The organism is Sphingomonas sp. Leaf33 (assembly GCF_001421785.1).
GTDB lineage: Bacteria > Pseudomonadota > Alphaproteobacteria > Sphingomonadales > Sphingomonadaceae > Sphingomonas.
In genome coordinates this window covers 423,491-445,604 of sequence record NZ_LMLB01000001.1, presented here as the reverse complement: position 1 = coordinate 445,604, position 22,114 = coordinate 423,491, and the positions used below count along the sequence as shown (strand labels likewise).

The 22,114-nt window shown below is 68.1% G+C and carries 24 protein-coding genes and 1 tRNA gene; 16 read left to right on the top strand and 9 right to left on the bottom strand.

Features of this window, described 5'->3' with window-relative positions; translation table 11 throughout:
- Positions 1–104: 104 nt before the first annotated feature.
- The 5 genes from ASE86_RS02245 to folP all read left to right on the top strand — a co-directional run bounded on the left by ASE86_RS02245 (position 105) and on the right by folP (position 4,654).
- Positions 105–329 (top strand): DUF1272 domain-containing protein, encoded by a 225-nt coding sequence (locus ASE86_RS02245; protein ID WP_056421871.1) that lies wholly within the window; start codon positions 105–107, stop codon positions 327–329.
- Complete coding sequence (gene thiD / locus ASE86_RS02240) at positions 329–1,462, top strand: bifunctional hydroxymethylpyrimidine kinase/phosphomethylpyrimidine kinase (protein ID WP_056426484.1); 1,134 nt, start codon at positions 329–331, stop codon at positions 1,460–1,462. Before ASE86_RS02245 ends, thiD begins: the two co-directional genes overlap by 1 nt.
- Positions 1,455–2,051, top strand: coding sequence for a ribonuclease HII (locus ASE86_RS02235; RefSeq protein WP_056421870.1), 597 nt, complete (start codon positions 1,455–1,457; stop codon positions 2,049–2,051). Before thiD ends, ASE86_RS02235 begins: the two co-directional genes overlap by 8 nt.
- Positions 2,052–2,289: 238 nt before the next feature.
- A complete protein-coding gene (locus ASE86_RS02230; protein ID WP_056421869.1) occupies positions 2,290–3,420 on the top strand; it encodes a site-specific DNA-methyltransferase in 1,131 nt (376 codons plus the stop codon).
- A 109-nt stretch (positions 3,421–3,529) separates the two neighbouring features.
- Positions 3,530–4,654, top strand: a complete 1,125-nt coding sequence (gene folP, locus ASE86_RS02225) for a dihydropteroate synthase (protein WP_056421868.1) — start codon at positions 3,530–3,532, stop codon at positions 4,652–4,654.
- A gap of 36 nt (positions 4,655–4,690) precedes the next feature.
- Here folP and ASE86_RS02220 read toward each other — a convergent pair whose 3' ends face one another.
- From ASE86_RS02220 to ASE86_RS02210, 3 genes are all read right to left on the bottom strand, one after another.
- The gene (locus ASE86_RS02220; RefSeq protein ID WP_056421867.1) at positions 4,691–5,020 is read right to left on the bottom strand and encodes a hypothetical protein; all 330 of its coding nucleotides are present in this window, start codon (positions 5,018–5,020) and stop codon (positions 4,691–4,693) included.
- A 28-nt stretch (positions 5,021–5,048) separates the two neighbouring features.
- The gene (locus ASE86_RS02215; RefSeq protein ID WP_056426481.1) at positions 5,049–5,801 is read right to left on the bottom strand and encodes an SDR family NAD(P)-dependent oxidoreductase; all 753 of its coding nucleotides are present in this window, start codon (positions 5,799–5,801) and stop codon (positions 5,049–5,051) included.
- Between the two features lie 117 nt (positions 5,802–5,918).
- Positions 5,919–7,340 (bottom strand): sigma-54-dependent transcriptional regulator, encoded by a 1,422-nt coding sequence (locus ASE86_RS02210; RefSeq protein ID WP_056421866.1) that lies wholly within the window; start codon positions 7,338–7,340, stop codon positions 5,919–5,921.
- Positions 7,341–7,486: 146 nt separating this feature from the next.
- Between ASE86_RS02210 and ASE86_RS15590 the strand changes: the two genes are divergently transcribed.
- The 10 genes from ASE86_RS15590 to metW all read left to right on the top strand — a co-directional run bounded on the left by ASE86_RS15590 (position 7,487) and on the right by metW (position 14,643).
- On the top strand, positions 7,487–7,612 hold the full coding sequence (locus tag ASE86_RS15590) for an aa3-type cytochrome c oxidase subunit IV (protein WP_082441609.1): 126 nt from the start codon (positions 7,487–7,489) through the stop codon (positions 7,610–7,612).
- 16 nt (positions 7,613–7,628) lie between these two features.
- Positions 7,629–8,753 carry a Re/Si-specific NAD(P)(+) transhydrogenase subunit alpha gene (locus ASE86_RS02205; RefSeq protein WP_056421865.1) on the top strand — a complete coding sequence of 375 codons (1,125 nt, stop codon included), beginning with the start codon at positions 7,629–7,631 and terminating at the stop codon, positions 8,751–8,753.
- Positions 8,750–9,202 carry an endonuclease domain-containing protein gene (locus ASE86_RS02200; RefSeq protein WP_082441608.1) on the top strand — a complete coding sequence of 151 codons (453 nt, stop codon included), beginning with the start codon at positions 8,750–8,752 and terminating at the stop codon, positions 9,200–9,202. Before ASE86_RS02205 ends, ASE86_RS02200 begins: the two co-directional genes overlap by 4 nt.
- Positions 9,199–9,555 (top strand): hypothetical protein, encoded by a 357-nt coding sequence (locus tag ASE86_RS02195; protein WP_056421864.1) that lies wholly within the window; start codon positions 9,199–9,201, stop codon positions 9,553–9,555. Before ASE86_RS02200 ends, ASE86_RS02195 begins: the two co-directional genes overlap by 4 nt.
- A gap of 4 nt (positions 9,556–9,559) precedes the next feature.
- A complete protein-coding gene (locus tag ASE86_RS02190) occupies positions 9,560–9,859 on the top strand; it encodes a proton-translocating transhydrogenase family protein (RefSeq protein WP_056421863.1) in 300 nt (99 codons plus the stop codon).
- Between the two features lie 154 nt (positions 9,860–10,013).
- Positions 10,014–11,522 (top strand): NAD(P)(+) transhydrogenase (Re/Si-specific) subunit beta, encoded by a 1,509-nt coding sequence (locus ASE86_RS02185; protein WP_056426474.1) that lies wholly within the window; start codon positions 10,014–10,016, stop codon positions 11,520–11,522.
- Between the two features lie 209 nt (positions 11,523–11,731).
- The gene (locus ASE86_RS02180) at positions 11,732–12,673 is read left to right on the top strand and encodes a MarR family winged helix-turn-helix transcriptional regulator (protein WP_056421862.1); all 942 of its coding nucleotides are present in this window, start codon (positions 11,732–11,734) and stop codon (positions 12,671–12,673) included.
- Between the two features lie 112 nt (positions 12,674–12,785).
- Positions 12,786–12,861, top strand: a tRNA-Val gene (locus ASE86_RS02175).
- Positions 12,862–12,943: 82 nt separating this feature from the next.
- The gene (metX, locus tag ASE86_RS02170) at positions 12,944–14,059 is read left to right on the top strand and encodes a homoserine O-acetyltransferase MetX (RefSeq protein WP_056421861.1); all 1,116 of its coding nucleotides are present in this window, start codon (positions 12,944–12,946) and stop codon (positions 14,057–14,059) included.
- On the top strand, positions 14,056–14,643 hold the full coding sequence (gene metW, locus ASE86_RS02165) for a methionine biosynthesis protein MetW (protein ID WP_056421860.1): 588 nt from the start codon (positions 14,056–14,058) through the stop codon (positions 14,641–14,643). Before metX ends, metW begins: the two co-directional genes overlap by 4 nt.
- Positions 14,644–14,807: 164 nt before the next feature.
- Here the strand turns inward: metW and ssb are convergent, their stop codons facing one another.
- A complete protein-coding gene (gene ssb / locus ASE86_RS02160; protein ID WP_056421859.1) occupies positions 14,808–15,350 on the bottom strand; it encodes a single-stranded DNA-binding protein in 543 nt (180 codons plus the stop codon).
- A 49-nt stretch (positions 15,351–15,399) separates the two neighbouring features.
- On the opposite strand from ssb, the gene ASE86_RS02155 reads away from it, so the two are divergent.
- A complete protein-coding gene (locus ASE86_RS02155; RefSeq protein ID WP_056421858.1) occupies positions 15,400–15,579 on the top strand; it encodes a DUF4169 family protein in 180 nt (59 codons plus the stop codon).
- Here the strand turns inward: ASE86_RS02155 and ASE86_RS02150 are convergent.
- The 5 genes from ASE86_RS02150 to ASE86_RS02130 form a co-directional block, all read right to left on the bottom strand.
- The gene (locus tag ASE86_RS02150) at positions 15,576–16,277 is read right to left on the bottom strand and encodes a FadR/GntR family transcriptional regulator (RefSeq protein ID WP_056421857.1); all 702 of its coding nucleotides are present in this window, start codon (positions 16,275–16,277) and stop codon (positions 15,576–15,578) included. The two genes, ASE86_RS02155 and ASE86_RS02150, sit on opposite strands and share 4 nt — an antisense overlap.
- Positions 16,274–17,011 (bottom strand): helix-turn-helix domain-containing protein, encoded by a 738-nt coding sequence (locus ASE86_RS02145; RefSeq protein ID WP_056426471.1) that lies wholly within the window; start codon positions 17,009–17,011, stop codon positions 16,274–16,276. Before ASE86_RS02145 ends, ASE86_RS02150 begins: the two co-directional genes overlap by 4 nt.
- A 56-nt stretch (positions 17,012–17,067) precedes the next feature.
- The gene (locus ASE86_RS02140; RefSeq protein ID WP_056421856.1) at positions 17,068–18,372 is read right to left on the bottom strand and encodes an MFS transporter; all 1,305 of its coding nucleotides are present in this window, start codon (positions 18,370–18,372) and stop codon (positions 17,068–17,070) included.
- Positions 18,373–18,538: 166 nt separating this feature from the next.
- On the bottom strand, positions 18,539–19,939 hold the full coding sequence (locus ASE86_RS02135) for an FAD-linked oxidase C-terminal domain-containing protein (protein WP_082441607.1): 1,401 nt from the start codon (positions 19,937–19,939) through the stop codon (positions 18,539–18,541).
- Positions 19,940–19,947: 8 nt separating this feature from the next.
- Entirely contained in the window at positions 19,948–22,074 is a 2,127-nt protein-coding gene (locus ASE86_RS02130) for a TonB-dependent receptor (protein WP_056421855.1), read from the bottom strand.
- Between the last annotated feature and the right edge of the window lie 40 nt (positions 22,075–22,114).

Sequence of the window (22,114 nt, the reverse complement as noted above, 5' to 3'; positions counted from 1 at the left end):
GGGCCTCTCCTCTCCCTGGATGCAGGTTTGATCCATATTGGTTGATTTTCGCCTTACGACCCGCCGTCTTTCCCGAAGCGCCGCCATCGCCTAAGGCCCGCGCCATGCTCGAGATGCGCCCCGATTGCGAACGCTGCGGCGTCGACCTGCCCGCCAACCGTCACGGCGCCTTCATCTGCAGCCATGAATGCACCTTCTGCGCCGACTGCACGGACGCGGTCGACGACATCTGCCCCAATTGCGGCGGCGAACTGGTCGATCGACCGACGCGCGTCGGCAAATCGCTGGCCGCCAACCCCGCTTCGACGCAGCGGCGCTTCCGCGGGTGATCTGCCCCCGCATCCTGATCGTTGCCGGGTCCGATTCTGGCGGCGGTGCGGGCATTCAGGCCGATATCAAAACCGTCACGATGCTCGGTGGGCACGCGATGACCGCGATCACCGCACTGACGGCACAGAACACGCTGGGCGTGCAGGGCGTGCTGCCGGTCCCTGCCGCCTTCGTCGCGCAGCAGATGCGATCGTGCATCGACGACATTGGCGTCGATGCGGTGAAGATCGGGATGATCGGATCGGTGGACGTGGCGCATGCCGTCGCCGATATCCTCGATACGCTCGACGTGCCCGTGGTGTTTGACCCCGTCATGGTCGCGACGTCGGGCGCGGTGCTGGCCGATGCCGACACGATCGCAGGCTTCGAACGGCTGATGCGGCGGGCTACGGTCGTCACGCCCAACCTGCCCGAGCTCGCGGCGCTGGGCGGCGAAGCGGGCATCCTCGCGCATGGCCCGGCGGTGTTGGTCAAAGGCGGTCATGCCGATGGTGACGATGTGATCGACCGGCTTGTCACGACGGACGGCGAGGTCGCGCGCTGGTCCGATCCGCGGATCGACACGCGGCACACCCATGGCACCGGCTGCACGCTGGCGAGCGGCATCGCCGAGGGCCTTGGTCGCGGCCTCGCGCTGCCCGCCGCGATCGCACGCGCACGGCGATTCGTCCGCGTCGCGTTGCGCGAAGCCCCGGGGTTCGGCGCCGGACATGGGCCGATGGGTCATGCCCGGGTACGGCTGGACGGCGCGACCGCAGGCATGGTCGCCAATCAGGTTACCCTGCCATCGACCGATTACGACGCGAGCGTCGGCTTCTATGGCGCGCTGGGACTGAGCAGGATCATCGACGCGCCGCCACGCTACGCCCGCTTCGAAGCCGCTGGCGGTACGACTCTGTCGATCGAGGCAATGGCCCACGACGATATCGGCGCGGTCGTCTATTTTGAAGTCGATGACCTAGACGCCGCCATCGCCCGCGCCCGCGCGGCGGGAGCCGTGGTAAGCGATCCCGTCGACGAACGTTGGGGCTGGCGAGAAGCGCTACTCAGCGACCCCGCCGGTAATCGCCTGTGCCTGTATCAGGCCGGCGAGATGCGACGCTTCCCGCCGTGGCGGATCGCCGATGCCTAGCCTGCGCCACGAGAAACTGTGCCTCGCCCCGGTCGTAGGCGTGGACGAGGCCGGGCGCGGGCCGCTCGCCGGGCCTGTCGTCGCCGCGGCCGTCATCCTGCCGTCCAAAGGAATCCCGCGCGGCATCGACGATTCGAAGAAGCTGTCGGCCAAGGAACGCGACCGCCTGGCGCTGCGCCTGCGCGACTGCGCGACCTTCGGCATCGGCATCGTCGAGCCGGCGGAGATCGACACGCTCAACATCTACTGGGCGACGATGAAGGCGATGACGCTGGCGGTCGAGGCGCTGGGCGTGGCTCCGGGCCATGTGCTGGTCGACGGCAACCGGAGCCCGCGCTGGTCATACGCCTGCACGCCCATCGTCGGCGGCGACGGACAAAGCCTGTCGATCGCCGCGGCCTCGATCCTCGCCAAGACCACGCGCGACGCGATCATGATCGCGGCGGCCGAAACCTACCCGGCATACAACTGGCATTCGAACAAGGGCTATGGCTGCGCGCGTCACATGGCCGCCTTGCGCGAACACGGCCCCAGCCCGCTCCACCGCCGCTCGTTCGCACCGGTCGCGCAGGCCGAACTGCCGCTCTGAGAGACACGGACCAACGATTCGTCGCAAAAGCCGGTTATCCATATTCGGCGAGTCCTTTTCGGCACACCACTAGGGGTTGTGGATAACTTGCCCACAGGACTCAAAATGCGGGCAGGTTCCGAGTTTGTTCCGCATCGTTAACGACTTCGCAAGGGTTTTCGTTAACCAATGTCCGCTTGACGGAGTCCGGGTGCTCCGCCGAATTGCGCGTCCAACAACGCCGGGGGGCCGATTCAAAATGGGTGTTATCGAAAAGCTGGCCGGCGCGCCGGCGGTGGCCGATGAAGCGCCCCTGGACCTGGCGCTGGACCGGATCCTGAAGGGCGACTGCATCGAGATGATGCGTCGCCTGCCCGCGGCCTCAGTCGACCTGATCTTTGCCGATCCGCCGTACAATCTGCAGCTCGGCGGCGACCTCAACCGCCCCGACGGCAGCCATGTCGATGCGGTCACCGACGACTGGGACAAGTTCGAGACGCTGGGCCATTACGACCGCTTCACCCGCGCCTGGCTGGCCGAGGCGCGCCGCGTGCTGAAGCCCAACGGCGCGATCTGGGTGATCGGCAGCTATCACAACATCTTCAAGGTCGGCGCGGCGATCCAGGACCTCGGCTACTGGATCCTGAACGACATCGTGTGGCGGAAAGCCAATCCGATGCCCAATTTCAAGGGCACCCGCTTCACCAACGCGCACGAGACGCTCATTTGGGCGTCGATGGGCGAGAAGTCGCGCTACACGTTCAATTACCGCAGCATGAAGACGCTGAACGACGAGCTGCAGATGCGCTCGGACTGGGAATTCCCGATCTGCGGCGGACAGGAGCGGCTGAAGAAGGACGGGGTAAAGGTCCACCCGACCCAGAAGCCCGAGGCGCTGCTGTACCGCATCCTGCTGGCATGCTCGAAGCCCGGCGACGTGATCCTCGACCCGTTCTTCGGTACCGGCACGACCGGCGCGGTCGCCAAGCGGCTGGGACGGCACTGGATCGGCATCGAGCGCGAGGATTCGTACATCGCCGCGGCCGAGGAACGCATCGCCGCCGCGCTGCCGCTCGATGAATCGGCGCTGGTGACGATGCAGAGCCCGAAGGCCGCGCCGAAGGTCGCGTTCGGAACCCTCGTCGAAACCGGATACCTGATCCCCGGCATCGTCCTGACCGACACCAAGCGCCGCTGGCGCGCCACCGTCCGCGCCGACGGGTCGCTGCTGAGCGACTGCGGGCAGGCGGGGTCGATCCACAAGCTCGGCTCGACGCTCCAGGGGGCGCCCGCGTGCAACGGATGGACGTTCTGGCATCACGACAGCGAGGGCGCGCTGAAGCCGATCGATACGATCCGGCAGACGTATCTGCTGGCGACGCAGCCGTAATAGCTGGCTGACCTCTCGCCGTTCGGGCTGAGCTTGTCGAAGCCCTGCCCTTTCTCAAGGCCAAGACGCACAGCACTTCGACAAGCTCAGTGCGAACGGGGTGGGTGCAGTGATTGATCCGCAGACGATACCAACCGAAGCCAGGCTCTACCTTCGCCCCGAAGCCCCCGTCGACACCCCTGTCGGTCGCGACGGGACAGTCGCGAGGCTGGCCGGCGGGTTGCTGTGGTTCGCCGCCTACGAACTGATCGCCGTCGTCGATCACCGCCGCATCGCACAGGCAAGTATCCCCGTCTCGGCCTTGCCCGCGCTTATCGCCAACCTCCCCCCCGCGCAGGCCGACCGCCTGCGCACCCTTGCCGCCGCCATCTCCGCGCCGCGCGCGCCCATCGTGCTGCCCGGCCGCACGATCCGGCTCGAGCAGCCGCAGGTGATGGGCATCCTCAACCGTACGCCCGACAGCTTTTCGGACGGCGGCGCCAATGCCGACGATGCTGCCGCCGCGCAGGCCGGGTTCGACATGGCGGCCGCCGGGGCGGCGATCATCGACGTCGGTGGCGAATCGACGCGTCCGGGCGCACAGGCGGTGTGGGAGGGCGACGAGATCGCCCGCGTCCGCCCCGTCATCGAACGCCTGGCCGCATCGGGCACCGCGTTGTCGATCGACACGCGCAAGGCCGGCGTGATGGAGGCCGCGCTCGCCGCCGGGGCCGGCATCGTCAACGACGTCGCGGCCCTCGCGTGGGACGACCGCGCCGTCGGCGTCTGCGCCAGCGCGGGCTGCCCGGTGGTGCTGATGCATACCCCCGACCCGTCCGCGGGTCCGCACGCCCGCCCGGTCTACGCCGATGTGCTGGTCGAGGTGTACGACTGGCTGGAGGCGCGGATCGATGCGGTCGTCGCAGGCGGCGTCAACCGGGCGAAGATCCTGGTCGATCCGGGCATCGGCTTTGCCAAGTCGCTCGCCGACAATCTCGCGCTGCTGAACGGCCTCGCGCTGTTCCACGGCCTGGGTTGCGGTATCGTGCTGGGGCCGAGCCGCAAGCGACTGATCGGCGCGCTGTCGAACGAAGCGCCGGTCGACGAGCGCCTGGGCGGCAGCGTGACGCTGGCGATCCACGGTGCCGACCGCGGGGTGCAAATCCTGCGCGTGCACGACGTGGCGGAGACGGTGCAGGCGCTCCGCGTCTGGCGCGGGCTGAAGGATGCCGGGCTGACCGGCCGGCGGGAATAGTCCGCCGTCCCGCTCCGCAGAGGCGATGACGCGACGTCAGTCCGCGACCGCGACCGCCTCCATCGGCCGTAACGTGGCGATGCCGTACAGTCCGAGTCCCAGGACGCCGCAGACCAGCGCCGCTATCGCGAGACTGCGACGATGGCCGGCCAGAAATCCGGGGACCGCGGCGCCGAAGAACAGGATGCCGCCGACCAGCCACCGGGAATCGCCCAAGATCCCGAACGTCGCGGCGCCAGCCAGACCGGCCGCCAGCGCAAGCACCAGCCGCGCAGTTCGCGTCCACGATGGCGCCGACGGGAAGAACCGACACGCCGCGACGGCGACGAAACCGAGTGCGAGCAACAGGCTGAGCGTGGGCAGCATCGCAGCATCTCCTGACCGGATCAAAGGACTATAACGTATACCCGCCGTCGCTGACCAGCGTCGTGCCGGTGACGAACGCCGCCGCGTCGGACAGCAGGAACGCGATCTGGCGGGCGATTTCGTCCGGCTTGGCGAACCGGCCGATCGGGGTCGCCATCTTCGCCATTTCGGCAAAGGCGGCATCGCGGCCTATCTCCGCGACGCGCGCCGTGAACATCGGCACCGCGTCCCACACCGGCGTCTCGACGCCCGCCGGCGCGATCGCGTTCACGCGGATGCCGCGCCCGGCACCTTCCTTCGCCGCCACGCGGACGAGGTGCATCAGCGCGGCCTTCGACGCGCCATAGGCCGCGGTTCCCGGCTCTGCCTTCAGGCCCGTGGCGGAGGCCACCGCGACGATTGCCCCGCCCCGCTTGGCCGTGGCCCGCATTGCCGCGCGCAGCGTCAGGAATGCACCGTCGAGGTTGACCGACAGGATGCGGCGCCATTCGGCGAAATCGAGCGTGGCGATCGGCCCGGCACCCGCGACTCCGGCATTGATGACGGCGGCGTCGAGGTCATCGAGCGTTGGTTGGGCGCTGTCCCAGAAGGCTTCGTCGGCGACATCCCCGGCCAGACGATCGATGGCGCAAGGTAGCGCGATGTCGGCGAGCGCATCGGCATCACGGTCGATCAGGATCAGGCGCGCGGCGCCATTCGCGGCGAGGTGCCGTGCGGTAGCTAGGCCGATGCCCGACGCGGCGCCGGTGACGAGGATGGTGCGGTTGGAGAAATCGGTCATGCCGACCAGCATACTCTGTTAAGCGTGGGTCGCCACACTCGTCAGACGGGACGGCTTCGCCGCCCCGCTGGCCGAGCGTGCCGAGTCCTCAATTTGCTCACGCAAACCGAGGCACGATCACGCTGCGCTCTGATCAATCCCGAGTTCGCCGAGCTTGCGATACAAGGTCGATCGCCCGATCCCCAGCCGCCGCGCGACTTCGGTCATGCGGCCCCGGTAATGCCCGATCGCCAGGCGGATCACGTCCGCCTCAATCTCCTCCAGCGCGCGCAGGTTGCCGTCGGCGCGGAACAGCGTGACGCCGCTCGCGCCCGCCAGATTGCCCGTGCCCGGCATCGAGCGTGCGCCCGCCAGCGTCGCGATCTGCGGGAAATCGCTCTTGGTCAGCGCGTCGCCATCGCACAGCACGGCCGCCCGGAAGAGCGCGTTCTGGAGCTGGCGGACGTTGCCCGGCCAGTCGTACTGGACCAGCAGCGACAGGGCATCGTCGGTGATGCCCAGCGGTCGCAGCCCCGGCTGCGTCGCGATGCGGGTCAGCAGGTGGCGGGCGAGCGGCGCCACGTCGTCGGGGCGATCGCGCAAGGGCGGGATCGTCACCTGGACGACGTTCAGGCGATAATACAGGTCTTCGCGGAAACGGCCGGCGGCGACTTCGTCGGCCAGCGTCTTGTTGGTCGCAGCGACCACGCGGACATCGACTTCGCGCGGGTGGCGTGCGCCGATCGCCTGGACTTCGCCCGATTGCAACACGCGCAGCAGCTTGACCTGCGCCTCCAGCGGCATCTCGCCGATCTCGTCGAGGAAGATGGTACCGCCATCGGCGTCCTGGAACCGGCCGATCTTGCGTTCGAACGCCCCGGTGAACGCCCCCTTCTCGTGCCCGAACAGCTCGCTTTCGACCAGGTTCGCAGGGATCGCGCCGCAGTTGACGCGGATCATCGGCTTCTTGGATCGGGGGCTTGCGGCGTGGATCGCGTCGGCGACGACTTCCTTGCCGACGCCGCTTTCACCCTCGATCAGCACCGGCACGCGGGCGCGCGCCGACTTGGCCGCGATGGCGAGCGCGGCGCGGAATTGCGGCGCCGCGCCGACGATGTCCTCGAACGCCAGGCTCGCCGGCAGCTTCTCGGTCAACGGACGCAATTCGCCCGCCGTCGCGCCCCCGATCGCGGCATCCAGCGCCGCAAGCATCCGCTCCGGCCCCAGCGGCTTCACCAGGAAATCGGTCGCGCCCGCGCGCATCGCGTCGACCGCGGCAGCGACCGAATTGTTCGCGGTCAGCATCAGGATCGGCAGCGCGGGGCGTCGCGCGCGCAACTCAGCGATCAGCGCGGCGGTGTCGGCCTGCGGCGACCAGCTGTCGAGCAGGATGGCATCCAGCGCCATGCCGTCGGGCGTGCCGAGCTGCGCCACTGCGACTTCCGCATCGCCGGCGAAGATCGTGCGCCAGCCGCGCCGACCGGCGATCGCCGCGATCAGCCGGCGCTGCGCGGGTTCGTCGTCGATCAGCATCAGCAGTCGCTGGCCGTTGCGATTCATGCGGCGTGTCCCCGTCGTCCCTGTTCGGGGCATGGTGTACGCACCGACCGGTAAAGACCGGCTTAAGTCCGTCCCTGCACGGGACTTGAGGGACAGCCGCGTGCTGGCTAAGGTTGTTTCAAATTCGCAATCGAGAGGGATCGAATATGGCCGAACAAGCCGACATGAAAGCACATGTATCGACCTACAACGGGGTCATGAACTTCCTGAAGTACGGCACCGTCGCCTGCGCCGTGATCGCCGCCGGAGTGATCTGGTTGATCGCCGGCTGATCGCGGGGGCGGGGGCATGAAGATCGCGGTCCTGAGGGAAACGGCAGCCGGTGAACGTCGCGTCGCGGCGACGCCGGAGACGGTGAAGAAGTTCATTGGCCTGGGGGCCACGATGGCGGTCGAAAGCGGGGCCGGCGCGACCGCGTCGATCGCCGACGACGCCTATGCCGCCGCCGGTGCCAGCGTGGGGACACGCGCCGATGTGCTGGCCGATGCCGACATCGTGCTGGGCGTCGCGGGCCCCGACCCGGCGAGCCTTGCAGGCATCAAGCCCGGCGCCTGGCTCGCCGCCGGTCTCAACCCGTTCGGTGAGCGCGCGCGCGTCGATGCCTATGCCACGCTCGGTATCGAGGCGCTGGCGATGGAATTCATGCCGCGCATCACCCGCGCGCAGTCGATGGACATCCTGTCGTCGCAGTCGAACCTCAGCGGCTACAAGGCGGTGCTCGACGCCGCGGGCGAATATGGCCGCGCGTTCCCGATGATGATAACCGCCGCGGGCACGGTCAGCGCCGCCAAGGTGTTCGTGATGGGCGTCGGCGTCGCCGGATTGCAGGCGATCGCAACCGCACGGCGCCTGGGCGCGCAGGTTTCGGCCACCGACGTCCGCTCGGCGACCAAGGAGCAGATCCAGTCGCTCGGCGCCAAGCCGATCTTCGTCGAGAATGTCGCTGGCATCGAGGGCGAAGGATCGGGCGGCTATGCGACCGAGATGTCGGACGAGTACAAGGCCGCGCAGGCCGCGCTCGTATCGTCGCACATCGCCAAGCAGGACATCGTCATCACGACCGCGCTGATCCCCGGCCGCCCCGCCCCGCGCCTCATCACCGACGCCCAGATCGCGACGATGCGGCCGGGCAGCGTGATCGTCGACCTGGCGGTGGAAGCCGGCGGCAACGTCGAAGGCGCGGTCGCGGGCGAAGTCGTCGAGCGCCACGGCGTGAAGATCGTCGGGCACCGCAACGTGCCCTCGCGCCTCGCCGCGGACACCAGCGCGCTGTTCAGCCGCAACCTGTTCAACTTCCTCAGCGCGTTCTGGGACAAGGATACAGGCAAGCCCGTTCTCGACGAAGAGATCGGCGACGCGGTGCGGCTGACCCAAGGCGGCCAGGTCGTAAACCCGCGGCTGCTGTCCGCATGATCCTCCCCGGCACGGGGAGGGGGACCGGCGAAGCCGGTGGAGGGGGCGTGCCGCGCCTGCTGCGCCCCGAAGTGGCCACCGCCCGCCGCCTCCGCCGAGATATGTCACTGCCCGAAGTCCAGCTGTGGCAGCACTTGCGTGGATCGCCAGGCGGCGTCCGGTTCAGACGCCAGCACCCGATCGGGCCCTATTTGGTCGATTTCTACTGCGCAAAGGCATCGCTGGTCGTCGAGATCGATGGCTTCGCGCACGACGTGGCGGATCGCCCCGAACGCGATGCCCTTCGGGACATGTTTTTGAGCGATAACGGATACTGGGTGGTACGCATTGCTGCCGCGCGTATCCTTGCCGACCCGCAAGCGACCGCCGACGCGATCGTCTCGCTTGCGGCCTGCCCCCTCCACCAGCCTGCGGCTGGTCCCCCTCCCCGTGCCGGGGAGGATAAATGATGATCCTCGTCATCCTCCTCGCCCTTCAGGCGCCCACGCTCACCGATCGTTTCCGCGACCTCGCGGCAGCAGAGCAGCAGGCGGCGAAGTGGGCGCACCTCGATCGCCGCCCGGCGACCCTTGCCCGCATCAAGAGCGCGCGCGCCGCCGCCGCGGCCGTCTCTGCCCGCGCGAAGCCGGCCGCCACCGCCGGCCGCCGTGCCTGGATCGCCATGCGCGACGGCGTCGACGACAGTTGCATCGTCGGCCCGACCGAGACCGGCCGCAGCAGCTACCGCGACATGATCGCCCATTATGAGCAAACGACGCGCGACGTGGCCGCCGCCCTTCGCGCATCCGGCAAAGGACGCTGACCCCATGGACTTCATCGCGATCCTCTCGATCTTCGTCATGGCGTGTTTCGTCGGCTATTACGTCGTATGGTCGGTGACGCCGGCACTGCACACGCCGCTGATGGCGGTGACCAACGCGATTTCCAGCGTCATCATCGTCGGCGCGCTGATCGCGGCCGCCGCGGCGGGATCAACCAGTTCGAAGTGGCTGGGGCTGCTGGGCGTCGTGCTGGCCAGCATCAACATCTTTGGCGGCTTCGCGGTCACCAGCCGGATGCTTGCCATGTACAAGAAAAAGGACCGGCCCACGTCGGTCGCGAAGTGACGATCCTCCCCGGGATGGGGAGGGGGACCATGCGTAGCATGGTGGAGGGGGCGTGCCGCATGGGGCGCCGCCGGCGCGTGCAGTGTGTGGGGCGAGCCCCCTCCACCACGCGCCTGCGGCACGCGGTCCCCCTCCCCGTGCCGGGGAGGACATGATGGAACACGTTACCGCAGGCAGCTCGTACGCGGCGCTCGCCTATCTGATCGCCGGGGTGTGCTTCATCCTCGCGCTGCGCGGGCTGTCGTCGCCGACGTCCAGCCAGCGCGGCAACCGCTTCGGCATGATCGGCATGACGATCGCAGTGGTGACGACGCTGGTTACGCATGTGCCGGGCGCGGATATGAATTATGCTCCGCCCGGACACCCCGCTTACAATCCGCTTAACTTCGCGCCTGACTGGCTAACGATCGTCGAACTCCTAGCAGCCATCGGCATCGGCGCGGTCATCGGTCTGGTCACCGCCCGCCGCATCGCGATGACCGCGATGCCGCAGCTGGTCGCCGCGTTCCACTCCCTTGTCGGCTTGGCCGCGGTCCTCGTCGCCGCCGCGGCCTTCCTGAACCCGATGGCGTTCGGTATCGCCAAGCTGGTCATCCCGATGATCGGCCAGCCCTTCGCCTTCATCGAACCCGTCAGCCGCATCGAGATGGGCCTGGGCGTCGCGATCGGCGCGATCACCTTTTCGGGGTCGGTCATCGCCTTCCTGAAGCTGAACGGCAACATGGGCGGGTCGCCGATCCTGCTGCCCGGTCGTCACCTGCTCAACCTGGGCACGCTGGCGGCAATCCTGCTGCTCGTCGTCTATTTCACGCAGGACCAGAGCCCGTGGGTGTTCTGGACGATCACTGCGTTGAGCTTCGTCATCGGCTTCCTGCTCATCATCCCGATCGGCGGCGCGGACATGCCGGTCGTCGTGTCGATGCTGAACAGCTATTCGGGCTGGGCGGCCGCGGCGATGGGCTTCACGCTGCACAATTCGGCGATGATCATCACCGGCGCGCTGGTGGGCAGCTCGGGCGCGATCCTCAGCTACATCATGTGTCGCGCGATGAACCGCAGCTTCATCAGCGTCATCGCGGGCGGCTTCGGCGCGGAAACGGGCGGGGGCAGTGCGGGCGCGGCCAAGACCGACCGCCCGTGGAAGCGCGGCTCGGCCGAGGATGCCGCTTTCCTGATGAGCCAGGCCGAACAGGTCATCATCGTCCCCGGCTACGGCATGGCGGTCGCGCAGGCGCAGCACGTTCTGCGCGAAATGGGCGACAAACTGAAAGACCACGGCGTCCGCGTGAAATACGCGATCCACCCGGTCGCCGGCCGCATGCCGGGGCACATGAACGTGCTGCTCGCCGAGGCGAACGTGCCCTATGACGAGGTGTTCGAGCTGGAGGACATCAACAGCGAGTTCGCGCAGACCGACGTCGCCTTCGTCATCGGCGCCAATGACGTGACCAACCCGGCGGCGAAGACCGACAAGACCTCCCCCATTTACGGGATGCCCGTGCTCGACGTGGAAAAGGCCAAGACCGTGTTGTTCATCAAGCGCAGCATGGGCGGGGTCGGTTATGCCGGCGTCGACAACGACGTGTTCTACATGGACAACACGATGATGCTGCTCGCCGACGCCAAGAAAATGGTCGAGGAGATCGTGAAATCCCTCGACTGATCTCGCACGGACGGTGACGGAAAAAGAACCAATCTGACATCTATCTACCTGCAATCGTTCAGGAATCAGGCGATGACTCCGAAATGGAGTCATTTCGCCGGTATCGCCGGCGGGCTGATCGAAATCAGTCCGTTCCGGTGCCGTCGTGGCTCGAACCCGTCGCAGCCGACCCCCATGACCGGGGCGGGAATACACGAAGGATCGTCACGATGACCGCCGATGCGACCGCCGACCTGCTGTACGACGATGCAGCGACCGTCCTGCTGGTCGGCGATCATCCCGGCGACCTGGCGACCGCAGCCCGCGCGATCGCCGATGCGGGATATCGCAGCGTCGGGACGGCATCGCTGGCGGACGGCGCCGCGGCACTTGCGCTGCGCAGCGGACCCGACGTGATCCTGATCGAGGCGCGCCGGATCGACCCGGTCCGTGCCGACGACTGGCTCGACCCGATCGACACGCTGGCGCGCGAACGCGGCATCGACATCGTCGTCACCAGCGGCGCCGGCGACGAGATGGATGTCGTCGCCGCCGTGCTGTTCGGCCCCCACGTCCGGCAACTCTGCGACCCGAGCGTGACCGACCGCGTCGCGGCGTTGCGCACCGCCGGCGGCGTGCGCGGGATGCGGCTGCACGACAATGCCCGCGACGCCGACGACCGCTTGCGCCAGCTAAATGCGGAGGTCGCACGCTTTGCCGACACGCTGGCGCGCTTGGCGGCCGAGGGCGACCGGCCGCGCTTCGGCGGGCAGGTCCGCGATCCCTCGCCGATGTTCCGCGCCGAACGCTTCGCCCCCAGCGCGCCGGCCGACGCCGCGCTGGTCCGCGACACCATCCGCGGCCGGCGGATGCGCGCGCCGCATTTTGCCGAGGAGTTGTTCGCCGATCCCGCCTGGGACATGCTGCTCGACCTGTTCGCTGCCGACCTCGAGGGGCGCCGCGTCTCCGTCTCCAGCCTGTGCATCGCAGCGGCCGTCCCCGGTACGACGGCGCTCCGCTGGATCGGGTCGATGGTCGATGCCGGGCTGTTCGAACGCTATGCCGACCCCGCCGACCGTCGCCGCGCCTTCATCTCACTTTCCGACACCGCGCGCGCGGGGATGGAGGCCTATTTCGAGGCGATCCGGCGCGCCGGACTGATGTCGGCGTAGCCTAGGGGCTTGCGGGATCGCGCGCGACGCGGCAAAGCGAGCCTGCCCCGGCGCAGGCCGGGGTCGGATGGGCCGTGCCCGCCGGCCGTGCTCGGGTCTGCGACCCTCGCATGGGCGCTTAGCTCAGTTGGTAGAGCATCTCGTTTACACCGAGAGGGTCGGCGGTTCGAACCCGTCAGCGCCCACCACGCACACGAAGGATTGGCCCGTGTCCGGGCAATGGCCGCGCGCCCTTTCCCCGCTCCCCCGATCCATGCCATTGCGCGCCGGATGATCGCCACCGACCACCGCCACGGCCTCGACCGCATCGCCGCCCTCGGCCCGCTGGCGCTCGACGGTGGCGGAACGCTGGCCGCGGTCGAGATCGCGTACGAGACCTATGGTACGCTCGACGCCGATGCGTCGAACGCGATCCTCGTCTGCCACGCGCTGACCGGCGATCAGCACCTCGCTTCCGCCCACCCGCGCACCGGCAAGCCCGGCTGGTGGGCGCGGATGGTCGGGCCGGGCAAGCCGATCGATACCGACCGCTGGTTCGTCATCTGCTCCAACGTCATCGGCAGCTGCCTCGGTTCGTCGGGCCCGGCGAGCATCGATCCGGCGACCGGGCGACCCTATGGCATGAATTTTCCGGTCATCACCATCCGCGACATGGCGCGCGCGCAGGCGATGCTGGTCGATCATCTGGGCATCGACACTTTGGCGGGCGTGGTCGGCGGATCGATGGGGGGGATGCAGGCGCTCAGCTGGGCGGCGACCTTTCCGACCCGCCTGCGCGCCTGTGTCGTGCTGGCCAGCGCCGCGCGGCATTCGGCGCAGAACATCGCTTTCCACGAAGTGGGGCGCCAGGCGATCATGGCCGATCCCAACTGGGCGAACGGCGCCTATTACGACGGCACCCCGCCAACCGCAGGACTGGCGGTCGCGCGGATGGCGGCGCACATCACCTATCTGTCCGAAGCCGGGCTGACCGCGAAGTTCGGCCGCTCGCTCCAGGACCGCACCGCCAAGACCTTCGGCTTCGACGCCGATTTCCAGGTCGAGAGCTATCTGCGCCACCAGGGCCTGTCGTTCACCGACCGGTTCGACGCCAACAGCTACCTCTACATCACCCGCGCGCTCGATTATTTCGACTTGGCGGAAGAACATGGCGGGCGCCTCGCCAACGCGTTTCGCGGCTCGCAGGCACGGTTCTGCGTCGTCAGCTTCGACACCGACTGGCTGTATCCGACCGCAGAGTCTCGTAGTATCGTCCATGCGCTGAACGCGGCCGGTGCGCCGGCGAGCTTCGTCGAGCTGTCGTCGCCGTACGGCCACGACGCGTTCCTGCTCGATAACCCGGCACTTGATCGCGTCATCGCAGGCTTCCTGGGAGCGGCGTCATGACCCTACGCCCTGATCTCGCGATCATCGCCGCGAACGTCGCCCCCGGTTCGCGCATCCTCGACGTCGGGTGCGGCGACGGGGCGCTGATGGCTGCGCTCCGCGACACGCGCGGGTGCGACGCACGGGGGCTGGAACTCAACCCCGACGACGTCGCGACCGCGCTCGAGCGCGGACTGTCGGTGATGCAGGGTGACGCCGATACCGATCTTGCCGACTACCCGGATGCCGCGTTCGACTATGCCATCCTCAGCCAGACGCTACAGACCACGATGCGGCCGCATGTCGTGCTCGACCAACTGCTGCGGATCGGCACGCGCGCCTTCGTCTCGTTCCCCAACTTCGCGCACTGGCGGGTTCGCGCGTCGCTGCTGTGGGGCGGGCGGATGCCAGTGACGACGCTGCTGCCGCTCGAATGGTATGAGACGCCGAACATCCACCATGTGACGGTCGACGATTTCCGGGCATTCACCAGCGCGCGGGGCATCATGGTCGAGGGGGCGTGGTTTTTGGCGCGAGGGGCGCTGACAAGTGCGGCGGCGGCCAACTTTCGCGCCGAGCATGCGGTTTTTCTCTTGAGGCGCTGAGCCCTTCCCGTTCGGGCTGATCTCGTCGAAGCCCTGCCCATTTCGTGCGGAGGTTGGTCGGGATACAAAAAAGGCGTGGACAAAGCCCACGCCGTCGGCCGGGCTATGCCCGCCGGCCGATCTTGTGCGAGTCGGACGGCATGCTGCCGTCCGACGCACTGCGATCAGAACGGCACGTCGTCGTCCAGGTCATCGCCGTAGCCGCCACCGAAGTCGTTCTTCGCCGCGCCCGAGCTCTTCTGCGCGCCGGAATTGAAGTTTCCGCCGCCGCGCGACGAATTGCCGGCGAAGTCGTCGCCGCCGCCCCAGTCGCTGCCACCGCCCGAATCGCGCTGACCGCCGCCGCCCTGACCGGGCGCGCCGTCGAGCATCGTCAGGACGCTATTGAAGCCCTGCAGCGTGATCTCGGTCGAATAGCGGTCGTTACCCTGCTGGTCCTGCCATTTGCGGGTCGTCAGCGCGCCTTCGATATAGACCTTGCTGCCCTTGCGCAGAAAACGCTCGGCGACGTTGGCCAGGCCTTCGTTGAAGACCTTGACCGTGTGCCACTCGGTCTTTTCCTTGCGCTCGCCCGAATTGCGGTCCTTCCAGCTCTCCGACGTCGCGATGCGCAGTTCGACCACCTTGCCGCCGTTCTGGAACGTGCGGCTTTCGGGGTCGCGCCCCAGGTTGCCCACCAGAATCACCTTGTTGACGCTGCCCGCCATGTCCGCTCCAAATGTTCGAAAGTCGGATACCATCTAGGCTGAAAAACCCATGGCGGAAATCGTAAATCTCAACCGCTTTCGAAAGGCCAAGGTCCGGGCCGACGCCGCGGCGCAGGCGGACGCTAACCGCGCGAAGTTCGGGCGCAGCAAAGCCGAAAAGGCTGCCGACGCGCTCGAGGACAAACGCCGCCGCGACCTGCTGGACGGAGCTAGGCGCGACGACGACTAAAGCGAGAACAGGTCGCTGATGCTCGCGTCGAAATGCCGGTCCATCGCGTCCTGCGCCGCCGCCGCATCCCGATCGGCGACAGATTGCGCGATGTCGCGGTGCAGCTGCAGGATCGCCGAGCGCTGGTCGTCGGTGCGCCGCGTGTCCCAGGCGGCGGGGACGGCGGTGCGCATCAGCGGTTCGAACGACCGCACGATCTGCGTGAACAGCGGATTGCCGCTCGCCCGCGCGATCGTCTGGTGAAAGGCGATGTCGTGGCGGATCAGCGCGTCGAGATCGCTCGCCTGCGCCTGCATCGCGGCGGCATGATCGATGATCGCGCGTGCATCGGCGTCGCTGCGCTTCTCGGCCGCGAGCGCCGCGGTGCGCAGTTCCAGCGTGCGGCGGACGTCCCAGACATCGCTCGTCGCGATCTGGGCGGTCGCGACCGCGTGGTCGATCGACGAGGCCATCACCGATCCGTCGATCGCCGCGACGCGCGCCTTGCGCCCGTTGCCGACGTCGATCTGGCGTAGCGCCGCCAGCGCGCCGAACGCCTCGCGCATCACCGCGCGGCTGACGCCCAGTTCGGCGGCGAACGCGCCTTCGCCCGGCAGCGTATCGCCGACCGTCAGATCGCGGTCGCGGATATAGCCGCGCACCGCACGGATCGCCTGGTCGACCAGCGAGCCGCCGTCGATCGCCGCCACGCCGCTCATGCCGCTGCCCGCAACTGGGTCGGCGCCAGACCGAAGCGGCGCGAGAAGGCGCGGGTGAAGGCGGCGTTGTTGAGGTAGCCGCAGGCAAAGCCGACCGACGACACCGGCAGGTCGGTGGTCAGCAGCATCGACCGCGCCCCGCCCAGCCGGCGTTCGGCGATGGCGTCGGCGATGGTGCAGTCGAACATCGCGCGAAAGCCGCGGGTCAGCTTCGCGCGGTTGATGCCGCAGGCGCGCGCGATGTCGTCCAGCGTCAGCTTCTGGTTCCACCGGTCATCGATCATCCGGCGCGCCGCGGCGATGCGTTCGGCGTCCAGCGCCGACAGAATGCGCGCGCCATCGACCGGCACCAGCGCGCCCGTTCCCAACCGATCGAAGGTCGCGCAGAGCAACTCGATGCTCTTCGCCAGCCGCAGCGTCGTGCGAACGGGCTCGGCAAGCGGGCAGTCGCGGATGGCCAGTGCGATCAGGCGGATGTCACTCGGCAGATGCCAGTCGCCCGACACGTCCGGTGCGAGGGCGAAAAGGCGGCGGCAGGCGGGGGCCGTCACGATCAGGACGACGTCGGCATCGGCCAGCGCATCGCTGTCCAGCGGATGCGGGTCGATGGACACCGTGCCGTCGCCCAGCCGAAAGGCGAGGCCAATCGGGTCGTCGGGCCAGCCTTCCGCCGCGACGGCGCCGTCACCGACGAAGGCCAGCATCTCGCCCGAGACCTCAATCTTCACTTTCATCGCGCTCTCCGCCATGTAAGCCGCTTAACCTATCTGACAGGTAGCCGCAAGAGCTTTCAGATAGGTTCGGCGGTTGCGGACGAAGGTGCGCGGCGAGCGGCCTGAGCGAAGGCGAGGACCGCGATCACGCTGGTCGTGACGCCGACGATGGCGAGTGCGCGGCCGACCATGGCCTCGCCCCCGAGCAGGTCGCTGATCGCGGCGACCAGCGTCGGCGACACGCCGAAGCCGATGATGCCGGCGAAGGCAATGAACGCGCCGATGCACAACCCGCGCAGTTCGTTCGGGATCAGCACGGTCAGCGCGACGGACGTGATCAGGCCGGTGATCGTGCCACCGAGTTGCAGCAGGCCAAAGGCGATGGCGAAGCTGGTCACGTCGGGCATCACCGGGAACAGCGCGGCGGGGACGCCCAGGATCGCGGCGACGATCGCGCCATACAGCAGCCCACCGCGACGACCGCTGCGATGCCCGCGATCGGCGGCCAGCCCGCCCAGGATCGCGCCGCCGACCCCTGCCCCCAGCAGCACCGCACCGATCCATCCGGAGAATTGCTCAGGGCTCTGGCCGTAGCTGCGTGCAAGCACCGGCGCGGCCCAGATATTGGCGGCGGCATCGGCCATCACGACGCTCACCTGGCCGATGAACAGCGGCGCCAGGAACGCGCGGCGCGACCAGAGTTCGGCCAGCACCTGCCGCGCCGGTGCATGGGTACTCGACGCGACCTCGCGCCGGGCGGGTTCGCGCAGCAGGAGAACCGGCAGGACAAGCACCAGCGCGAGTGCCGCGAGCACGACATGCACGCCGCGCCACGCGGCCAGCGATCCGATCGGCGCGACGCTGCCGCCGGTGAACAGGCCGTAGAGTGCGCCGGTCAGTGCGAACCCGGCGGCGACACCGCCCGCCTTGCCGAGATTGACCAGCAGCAGCGCGCGGCCGCGCTGGTCCGGGCGGCAGACATCGGCGGCAAGCGACAGCGCCGCGGTCAGCGCGCCGGTGGTGCCGATGCCGGTCAGCATCCGCGCGGCGAAGAGTATTGGGGCGGACGATGCGAACGCGGTCAGCAGCGTGCCGAGCGTCCACACGCCGGCCAGAGCTAGCATCAGCCGGACGCGGTTGGTTCGGTCGACCAGGATGCCGATGGGGATCGAGAACAGCGCGAGCGGGATCGCTGCGGACAGGCCCTGGATCAGGCTGAGGCTGTAGTCGCTGAGGCCCAGTTCGGCCTTGGCGGCTTCCTGCACTGGCGCGAACGAGGTCATCAGCGTGAAGCCGATCGCCATGGTGAGCGCGAGGGCGAGGAGCGCGAAGATCGGGCGGGTGGTGCGGCGATCGGTCAGGTCTCTCGCTATCGAGGCCATGGGTTCTCTCCTGATCGAAACGCGCCCCTCTCCTTCGTCATCCCCGCGAAGGCGGGGATACATTGGCGCTGAGCGCAGTGAATCTCACGTCGTCCGGCGACTATTGATCCCCGCCTTCGCGGGGATGACGAAATGGTGGGCAGGACGTGGATGCGTGTGGGGCGCACTACAGCGCGAAGATCTTGCCCGGGTTGAACAAATCCTGCGGGTCGAGCGCGCGTTTCAGGGTGCGCATGATGTCGACCGCGTCGCCCAGTTCCTCGACCAGCCAGTCCTGTTTGCCCAGACCGATGCCGTGTTCGCCGGTGCACGTCCCGTCCATGTCGAGCGCACGGCGGACGAGGCGCGCGTTGATCGCGGCGACCTCCGCCATTTCCTCCGGCCTGTTCGGGTCGATCGAGAAGATCACGTGGAAATTGCCGTCGCCGACATGACCCAGGATGGTTGCGGGTACGCTCGACGCATCGAGATCAGCGCGGGTCGCGAGGATGCAGTCGGGCAGGCGGCTGATCGGCACGCACACGTCGGTCGACCAGCCGACCGCGCCGGCGCGCACATTGACCGCGGCGTAATAGGCCTCGTGCCGCGCCTTCCACAGCTTCGCGCGTTCTTCGGGCAAGTTCGACCAGGCGAAGTCGCCGCCGCCGTTGGCCGCGGCCAGCATCTCGACCGTCTCGACCTGTTCGGCGACACCGCGCTCGGACCCGTGGAATTCGAAGAACAGCGTCGTCACTTCCGCCAGATCGAGTTTCGACCAGGCATTGACCGCGCGGATCTGCATCGCGTCGAGGAATTCGACCCGTGCGAGCGGCACGCCGAGCTGGATCGCCTGGACGACGGTGTCGACCGCCCCCTGAATGGTCTCGAACCCGCAGACCGCCGAGCTGATCGTCTCCGGGATCGGGTGGAGCCGCAGCGTGACCTCGGTGATGATGCCGAGCGTGCCTTCGCTGCCGACGTAGAGGCGGGTCAGGTCGTAGCCCGCCGCCGACTTGCGCGCGCGCCGGGCGGTGCGGATTACGGTGCCGTCCGGCGTTACCACCGTCAGGTTCAGCACCGCCTCGCGCATCGTGCCGTAGCGGACCGCATTGGTGCCGCTGGCCCGCGTCGCCGCCATGCCGCCGATCGTCGCGTTGGCGCCGGGATCTATGGGGAAGAACAGCCCCTGGTCGCGCAGGTGCAGGTTCAGCTCCTCGCGCCGGCACCCGGCCTGCACGGTGCAGTCGAAATCCTCGACATTCACCGCCACCACCGCATTCATGTGGCTGAGGTCGATGCTGACCCCGCCGCGCACCGCCAGCGTGTTGCCCTCGATCGAGGTGCCCGCGCCGTACGGCACGATCGGCACGCCGTGCGCGACGCAGAGCTTCACCGCGGCGACCACGTCGTCCGTCGATTGCGCGAAGACGACGCCATCGGGCGGCATGCTCTCGAAATGCGCTTCGCTGGCGCCGTGCTGGGCGCGGATATTCTCCGACAGGTGAAAGTGGAAGCCGAACCGCTCCGACATCGCGTCCGAGAACGCGCGGTCGAGCGGTGGCCGGGTCGCGATGGGGGCGTGGTGCATCACGTCACTCAGAACTTGAAGTTCACCCGCGCGCCGATGCGGCGGCGGTCCCCGACGATGCCCAGGTCGGACGCGGGCAGGCCGGCGAGTTGCAGCGTCGTCTTTTCGATATAGCTTTCGAAAAAATCGGCCTGGAGCAGGTTGTTGGCGAAGACCGAGACTTCGATCGGGCCGTGGCGATAGCCGATCGATGCGTTGACCAGCGTATAGCCGTCGAGCAGCGTCGGCGTGACCTGATTGAGCGTCGCCGCCAGCCGCTTGCCCTTGTAAGTCGCGCCCGCCGACAGGGTGATGCCGTTATCATCGTCGATCGGGATGGTATAGTCGGTCTGGATGTTCGCCATCACGTCGGGCTGGAAGGTCAGCCGGTCGGACGACAGCGTGCGCCGCGTGGTCGCGGTATAGGCGGTCGCATCGGTAATCCGCGCGTGCATCAGCGTCAGCCCGCCCGAGATCGACCAGTTGCGCACCGGCCGCAGCACGCCTTCCAGTTCCAGGCCGTAGCTTTCGACATCGCCGGTGTTGAGGTCGACCGTGACCAGACCGCCGGTCGAGGCCGGAGCAATCGAGTTGAGGCCGATGTAGTCCTTGTAATCGCTGTAGAAGACCGCGCCCGACAGCGTCACCAGATTGTCGGACGAGACGTAACGGCTGCCCAGTTCATACGTCCAGGCGGAGTCGCCGCGATAGGTGCGGGTCGGCGCGTTGACCGCATTGAACCCGCCGCCGCGATAGCCGCGCGCGGCCGAGGCGTAAGTCATGATCTCACCGGTCCAGTGGCGCGTCACCGACAGGCGCGGCTGCCATTCGTCGGACTTGATGAAGGCGGCGGGCACGACCGCGCCGTTGATGAATCCGCGCGAGCGGCGGCTTTCGTGATCGAAGCGCAGGCCGGCGGCGACTTCCCAGATGCTGTCGGGCTTCCAGAACACCGTGCCGAACGCGGCATAGGTGTCGGCGTCGGTCAGATTCTGCGCGTTGTTCGTGATGTTGAACGGAATGACGCGGGTGATGCCGTTGGAGCGGAAGCCTTCATAGCTGTGGAACAGGCCGGCCAGCGTCGAGATCTGGTCGGTCCACTGGCTGTCGAGCCGCGCTTCGATCGTCTGGGTGCGCAGTTCGTCGCTGCCCGACGTGCGAACGATGTTGGCGGGTCCGAAGTCGCCTTCGCCGTCCGCGGTCACGCTGTCGCGCAGGTCGTAGGCGCCGATCAGCGAGAGGCGCGATCCGCCGCCGAGATCGGCTTCGGCGCGCGCGTTGACGCCGCGGTAGCGGTACTTCGTGCGATTGAGCGTGTTGAACTGGATGCTGCGCGAATAATTGGTCGGGCCGGTCACGCGGGCATAGGGCGTGTTGGCGCCGTCGACCCAGTCGTAATAGCCCTTCACGGTCAGCGAGAAGCCCGATTGCGGGGTCAGGCGGATCGTGGCGTTCAGCGAATCGGTGTTGAAGGCGTTGGCGTTGCCGCCGATGACGGTGTTGGTCAGGAACCCGTCCTGCTGGCGATGGCCGGCGGCGATGCGCACCGCCAGCACGTCCTTGACGATGGGTGCCGAGACGGCGGCGCCGACGTTCCAGCTGTCGTCCGGCCCGGCGTAGCTTGCGTTGCCGCGCACTTCGAAATCGTTGCCCGGCTGGCGGGTGATGACGTTGATCGCGCCGCCCATCGTGTTCTTGCCGTAGAGCGTGCCCTGCGGCCCGCGCAGCACCTCGATCCGCTCGACGTCGTTCAGCGGGTTGTTCAGGTACGAGGTGTTGGGCTGGTAGATGCCGTCGATGAACAGGCCGACGCCCGGCTGGACGGTCTGGACCAGCGTCACGCCGACCCCGCGGATCGCGACGAACGCGCGGCCGGTGCCGTCGGAATTGATGTTGAGGCCCGGTGCCAGCGCCGCCGCCTCGCGCACCGAGGTGATGCCGCGGCGGGTCAGCGTGTCGCCGCTGATCGCGGTCGCGGCGATAGGCACGTCGAGCAGCGTCTCGGCGCGCTTGCGGGCGGTAACGACGATGTCGGCGGGCGTGGTGTCGGTGCTGTCGTTCGACTCTTGCGCGGTCGCTTCCGCGGTCTGCGCGCTCGCCGCGACGGGCAGCAGCGCAAGCGCGGTGGTGGCGGCGAACAGGGTGCGAAGGCGCATGACGGAATCCTCTCTGAAGAGATGGGTCGACCGCCCACCT